This is a genomic window from Paraburkholderia sp. IW21, from assembly GCF_041321145.1.
Classification (GTDB): Bacteria; Pseudomonadota; Gammaproteobacteria; order Burkholderiales; family Burkholderiaceae; genus Paraburkholderia.
The window spans coordinates 131,875-137,874 of record NZ_JBGGWA010000016.1 but is presented as its reverse complement, the minus strand read 5'-3'; the positions used below and the strand labels follow the sequence as shown (position 1 = coordinate 137,874).

Here is a 6,000-nt window from a genome sequence, read left to right as displayed (position 1 = left end):
TTCAAGTAAAGGCGCCGCCGCAAAAAACAAGGCATCCCCCAAAACCACGGATCAGAAACACAAACCTGCTACTGCAGCGCGGCGGAAGGCCAAACCCCAAACCCCTCAGCGCGCCCGCGCCAACTTCGAATGACGGCGCGAATAGCCAAAATAGATGGCCATGCCGATGAGCAGCCAAACCACGAATGCCACCCAGGTCACTGCCTGAAGATTAACCATCAAAAACAGGCAGGAAGCGACAGCCAGCACCGGCAAGACCGGCACGCCAGGGCAGCGAAACGCCCGCGGCAAATCAGGATGCGTTTTCCGCAAAACGAGAACCGCAATCGACACCATCGAAAACGCGGCCAACGTGCCGATATTGATCAGTTCGGCCAGCACATTCAACGGCACCAGCGCGCCAATCAAGCCGAAGAAAATCCCCACGAGCCACGTCGTAAAGAACGGCGTGGCAAACCGCGGATGCACCTTGGAAAGCTTCGCGGGCAACAAGCCATCGCGCGACATCGCGAAGATCACGCGCGTCTGGCCATAAGCCATCACCAGAATCACGGTCAGCATGCCCAGCACGGCGCCCAGGTCGATAAAGCCCGCGACCCACTTCTGCCCCGCTACCTGCAATGCATACGAAACCGGATGCGAAATGTTCGCGAACTGCGCAGACGGCACGATACCGGTGACCACGGCCGCCACCGCCACGTACAGCACTGCGCACACGCCCAGCGACGCAATGATTCCGATCGGCAAGTCGCGCTTCGGATCCTTCACCTCTTCCGCCGCGGAAGACACCGAATCGAAACCGATGAACGCGAAGAACATCACCGCCGCCGCGCCGAACACGCCGTTCCAGCCGTTCGGCATGAACGGATGCCAGTTGGCCGGCGTAACGTGGAAAACGCCCACGCCGATCACCAGCAGCACCACGATCACCTTGATCGCCACCATGATGTTGTTGATCCGCGCGGATTCGCGCACGCCGAGCGACAGCAGGGCTGTGATCGCCATCATGACGAGGAAGGCGGGCAGGTTGAACCATGTCTCTTGCCCAGGCAACGCGCCGGGCGCCGCCGTCAGCGCGACCGGCAAGCTCACGCCGAAGCCCGACAGCAGCGATTGCAGGTAGCCCGACCAGCCGACCGACACCGCCGACGTGGCCAGCCCGTACTCGAGCATCAAGTCCCAGCCGATGATCCACGCGGCCAGCTCGCCGAGCGTGGCGTACGAGTACGTGTAGATGGAACCCGCGACCGGAATCGTCGAGGCGAACTCGGCATAGGCGAGCGCCGCAAAGCCGCAGGCGATCGCCGCAATCAGGAAGGAGACCATCAGCGCCGGGCCGGCCTGGACGGCACCCGTGCCGGTCAGCACGAAAATGCCGGTGCCGATAATGGCGCCGACGCCAAGGAAAGTCAGATCGAGCGCACCGAGCGCCTTCTTCAGGCCGGCGTTCTGAGCGCTCGCGGCGATCATGTGCTCGACACTTTTTTTGCGGAACAGGGACATTGGCGATGGGTCTCCAGTGGTGCACGCGTGTTGCGCGCCGATGTCGGTGGAAACCCTGGATTTTAACGGATGCGCGTCCCGCACCATTTTGAGACGGGGTTTTTACGGCATGGCAATCGCACCCTGTCCAGCGATCGCAGAAAGGAGACTTTAGCCCGCCATCGCCGGATTCAGATCGACGAGACGATTGCTCATCACATAGAAGGTCAGCTCGGCGTTATTGCGCAGCTTCATTTTCTCGAGCAGCCGGGTGCGGTACACACTGACTGTCTTCACCGACAGCGATAGCGCCACGGCGATATCCGTCAACCGTTTGCCCGATGCCAGCATGCAAAGCGTTTGATATTCGCGGTCGGAGAGCTTTTCGTGCGGCAATTGATCGCCGTCGAAGGAGACATAGTCCGCCAGCGCTTCGGCCATGGCCGGGCTGACGTATTTGCGGCCCGCCGCGACCTGCTGGATCGCGCTGATCATTTGCGCGGCGTCGACGGTTTTCGACAGGTAGCCGGCGGCCCCCGCCTTCAGCGCGCGCACAGCGTACTGGTCTTCGCGGTACATCGAAAACATCAGCACGGCTACGCGCGGCGCTTTGCGCTTCAGACGCTTGAGCACTTCGACGCCGTTCATGTCGGGCAGCGAAATGTCGAGCAGCACCACGTCATAGCTCTGGAGGGCGACGGCTTCGAGTGCTTGGGCGCCGCTTTGCGCCTCGGTGACTTCGCGCGCCACGCCGCGGTCGAGCAGCAACTGGCGGACGCCTTGGCGAACCACCGCGTGGTCGTCGGCAAGCAGGATGCGCAGGCTCACGATTGCAGCGCGCGACGCTCGGCGTCCAGCGCGCTCGCCAGCATCGCGTCCCACGCGAAGCGCGCATACACGAGGGTGCCGCGCGATTCCTTGCCGCTCTCGCCGCAGTGTGGGCCGACCCGCCGGGCGCTGACGCGCAGCGTGCCGCAGAAGGCGGCGCAGCGGGCCCGCATGCCGCTCAGGCCGAAATGGCCGCGACGAGCGTGGGCATTGCGTGTCACGCCGATGCCGTCGTCGCTGACGATCAGCGTCAGGTGACGGCGGCCGGTTTCGATGCGCACGTCGGCGGATTCGGCGCGCGCGTGTTTGGCGATATTGTTCAGCGCTTCCTGGGCCACCCGGAACACGGCTAGCGCCGCGTCGGCGGGCAGGCGCGTGAGCCGCGCGTCGGCGGCGCAGACGAAACTCGTGCGCAGATGCGTGCGTGCGGCGAAGTCGCCGGTCCACTGCGCCAGCGCCGCGACAATGCCGGCCTCCAGCGACGGTGCATGCAATTCCGCGACGGCTTGGCGGCTGGCTGCGCACACGGCGTCGAGCGAACGGTTCGCGACGGCGAGCGCGGCGGCGCATTGCGGCGGCGCGTCGGCGGGCAGCCAGGTTTCGACGCCGGCAAGCGCGAAGCGCGTCGCAGTCAGTTCGGCGCCCACGCCGTCGTGCAGCTCGCGCGCCACATGGCGGCAAGCGGCTTCCTGCGCCTCGACGAGCTCAGCCGACAGTTCGCGCACGCGGGCGCGCAGTCGCGCGAGTTCGCGCTCAGCGGCGGATTGCGGCGCGGTGTGTACAAGCGAAGAGGGAATGTGGGCGCTGAACGGAACGAGAATCGACGTATCCATGACTTTCCCTCTCAGGAAACAGTGTGGACGGCGAAGCGGATGCGCATGAGCGGCGCGAAGACGAAAGAACGCATGCGAGTCTCTGGCCTCCAGTGATGTCCTTAACGCGTGGGCGCGACGGACAAATCGCTACGGCGCGGCGTAACGAAATTTACATTCAGTAACAAATCGGTCGGACCCTGACAGGCATGTCGAACCGACCGATCGTGCGCCGCGATGATATCTCATAAAAAGAAAAAATGCAGGCACACCAAGGGTTACCGCCTACATTTCACACAATGGTTGATGTTCGGTTTCACCCGATTTGTAGGAAGAATGCTGACACTAAAGGTAGGGACACCAACGCCGATTTGTAACGCGAACAAAAAAGGAGCCCGAAGGCTCCTTTTTGCTGGGTACGCGGCGGCGCGGCCGCGAAATCGCAACGTCCGCTTAACCTACGAACGCCTTTTCGACCACATAGTGACCCGGCGCGTTGTTGCTGCCTTCCTGGAAGCCCAGGTCGTCGAGCAGTTTGCGCGTGTCGCGCAGCATGTGCGGGCTGCCGCACAGCATCACGCGGTCGTCTTCGAGCGAGAAGCCCGGCACGCCGAGGTCGGCGAACAGCTTTTCGGTTTCGATCAGTTCGGTGATACGGCCGCGGTTCTGGAACGCTTCGCGCGTCACCGTCGGGTAGTACAGCAGCTTTTCCTGCACCAGTTCGCCCAGGTGCTCGTGCGCCGGCAGGTGATCCGTGATGTATTCCTTGTACGCGAGCTCGTCGACGAAACGGCAGGTGTGCGTCAGGACCACGCGCTCGTAGCGGTCGTAAATGTCCGGATCCTTGATGATCGACATGAACGGCGCGAGACCCGTACCGGTGGAGAGCAGCCACAGCGTCTTGCCGGGCAGCAGGTTGTCGGCCATCAGCGTGCCGACCGGTTTCTTGCCGATCAGGACTTCATCGCCGACCTTCAAATGCTGCAAGCGCGACGTGAGCGGGCCGTCCTGCACCTTGATGCTCAGGAATTCGAGGTGCTCTTCGTAGTTCGCACTCGCGAGGCTGTAGGCGCGGATCAGCGGCTTGCCTTCGACTTCGAGACCCACCATCGTGAACTGGCCGTTTTCGAAACGGAACGACGGATCGCGCGTGCAGGTGAAGCTGAAAAGCGTATCGGTCCAGTGATGGACGCTCAGGACGGTTTGTGAATTCAGGTTGCTCATGGCTTCTTGGATAGTGCGAAAACAAAGGCGGCCAGTCGTTTGAGCCGGCCGGCACGGCAAGGGCGATGCTGCGCTAACCCGAGCTCGGGAATCATGCGCAATCCGCTATTTTACCGCGCCCGCTGCCTGAGGGCGGCGGCGCGGCGGTTGAGCGCGGTGAAGCGGGTTACCGGACCTGGAAGCGTCGGCGCCCGCTGTGGTCACAATCGGGCACCGAGAAGTACGTTGGCGTGGCTGCAGCCGCGCTTCAGAAGGGTACGGCGATGGGCGAAAGCCACGTAGGGCGGCTGCCATCGGCTGTCCGGCCTGCGCCGGATAGGCGCGCCGCGCGGGCAACATTTTCAGGATGATACCGAAACCCGCCGTGCGCCGCAGCATTGACCCTGCTGATAAGACTGGCAAAAGCGTGGGAATCGAGGCGACAAACGAGAGAGTCGGAGTGAAGGGGCGGGATGCGCGACGGTTTTTGACAGCGCTGGTTTATCAGGCGGGGTTGGTACACAAATAGGGTACGGCGGCCATTTTAAGTGCCGCAGACCCTCGCTACGAAAGGCTCAAGGCGCATCATTTTTTGATTACTCCGAGGGGCGCGAAGGAGAGGCGGCAGTCGTGTGAAGCGCCGTAACCTGCGCTGCGTAAGGCCCCAGCACGTCCAGAATCAGGCCGGAGCCACCACGCGCTTCCGGCCGCGCTGCTTCAACACTCTCGCCTGCAACACGATCACCAACAGCAGGAACACCCCGCGAATCACCGACTGCCAGTACGCAGACAGGCTGATGAACCCCAACCCGTTTTCAAAATTCAGCAGATTGAACACCAGTCCGAGCAGCAGCACGCCGGCGATCGTCATCGCGATCGAGCCTTCGCCGCCGGTGAGCAAGGTGCCCCCGAGCACCACCGCCGAAATCGCGAACAGCTCCCAACCGACGCCTTCGTTCGGCTGTCCCGCGCCGAACTGCGCGGCGAGGATCACACCGGCCATGCCGGCGAGCAGGCCGCTTACCGCGTAAGCCATCACCAGGGTGCGGTCGACATTCAGGCCCATCAGCCGTGCCGCTTCCTCGCTGCCGCCGATCGCCAGCGAATGCCGTCCGAAGCGCGTGCTGCGTAGTGCGAGCCAGCCGGCCACGGTGGCGACCACCGCGACGATGCCCGGGATCGGCAGCCCGGACAGATCGCCTTGACCGAAGCCGCCGAAGTTCGAGTCGGCGGCAATCGACACCGCATCGTTCTTGCCGAGCAGCAGGGCCACGCCATGCGCGCCGAGACTGGTCGCGAGCGTCACGATGAAGGGCAGAATTTTCAGCCGCGTGATGATCAGGCCGTTGAGCACGCCGACTGCCATGCCCGCCGCGCAGCCCGCCATGACGGCGACCCAGCCGCCATACACGCTGGTCAGCGCGGCGACGACGCTCGCCAAAGCGGCCACCGTGCCGACTGACAAGTCGATGCCACCCGTGATGATCACGAAGGCCATGCCGATCGAGATCAGCGCAAACATCGAGTTGTAGCGCCAGAACGAGGTGATGTTGTAGGCCGAGCCGAAATGGTCGTAGCGCACGAGGCCGAGCACGATGAGCGCGACCAGTGCAAGGAGGATAGGCAGGTTCTTTTTCATCGCATCGAGTCCGGGAGTGTCCCTGAGGCGTTAGGG

5 protein-coding genes are annotated in these 6,000 nt (G+C 63.2%); all 5 read right to left on the bottom strand.

Translation table 11 applies throughout. The annotated features are described in order from the left end of the window. Positions 1-105 precede the first annotated feature (105 nt). Entirely contained in the window at positions 106-1,503 is a 1,398-nt protein-coding gene (locus ACAX43_RS29530; RefSeq protein WP_370711876.1) for an amino acid permease, read from the bottom strand. Positions 1,504-1,653: 150 nt separating this feature from the next. Then, entirely contained in the window at positions 1,654-2,310 is a 657-nt protein-coding gene (gene rqpR / locus ACAX43_RS29525) for a response regulator transcription factor RqpR (protein ID WP_370711875.1), read from the bottom strand. Beyond that, positions 2,307-3,143 carry a sensor histidine kinase gene (locus tag ACAX43_RS29520; protein WP_370711874.1) on the bottom strand — a complete coding sequence of 279 codons (837 nt, stop codon included), beginning with the start codon at positions 3,141-3,143 and terminating at the stop codon, positions 2,307-2,309. Before ACAX43_RS29520 ends, rqpR begins: the two co-directional genes overlap by 4 nt. Positions 3,144-3,575: 432 nt before the next feature. Further along, positions 3,576-4,346, bottom strand: a complete 771-nt coding sequence (locus ACAX43_RS29515; RefSeq protein WP_153134273.1) for a ferredoxin--NADP reductase — start codon at positions 4,344-4,346, stop codon at positions 3,576-3,578. Between the two features lie 658 nt (positions 4,347-5,004). Further along, positions 5,005-5,964, bottom strand: coding sequence for an ABC transporter permease (locus ACAX43_RS29510; protein ID WP_370711873.1), 960 nt, complete (start codon positions 5,962-5,964; stop codon positions 5,005-5,007). Between the last annotated feature and the right edge of the window lie 36 nt (positions 5,965-6,000).

What these genes read in the sequence shown, in the direction of transcription:
- ACAX43_RS29530 (WP_370711876.1), bottom strand. Translation starts at nt 1,503, where the DNA reads ATGTCCCTGTTCCGCAAAAAAAGTGTCGAGCACATGATCGCCGCGAGC.
- ACAX43_RS29520 (WP_370711874.1), bottom strand. Translation starts at nt 3,143, where the DNA reads ATGGATACGTCGATTCTCGTTCCGTTCAGCGCCCACATTCCCTCTTCG.
- ACAX43_RS29510 (WP_370711873.1), bottom strand. Translation starts at nt 5,964, where the DNA reads ATGAAAAAGAACCTGCCTATCCTCCTTGCACTGGTCGCGCTCATCGTG.
- ACAX43_RS29515 (WP_153134273.1), bottom strand. Translation starts at nt 4,346, where the DNA reads ATGAGCAACCTGAATTCACAAACCGTCCTGAGCGTCCATCACTGGACC.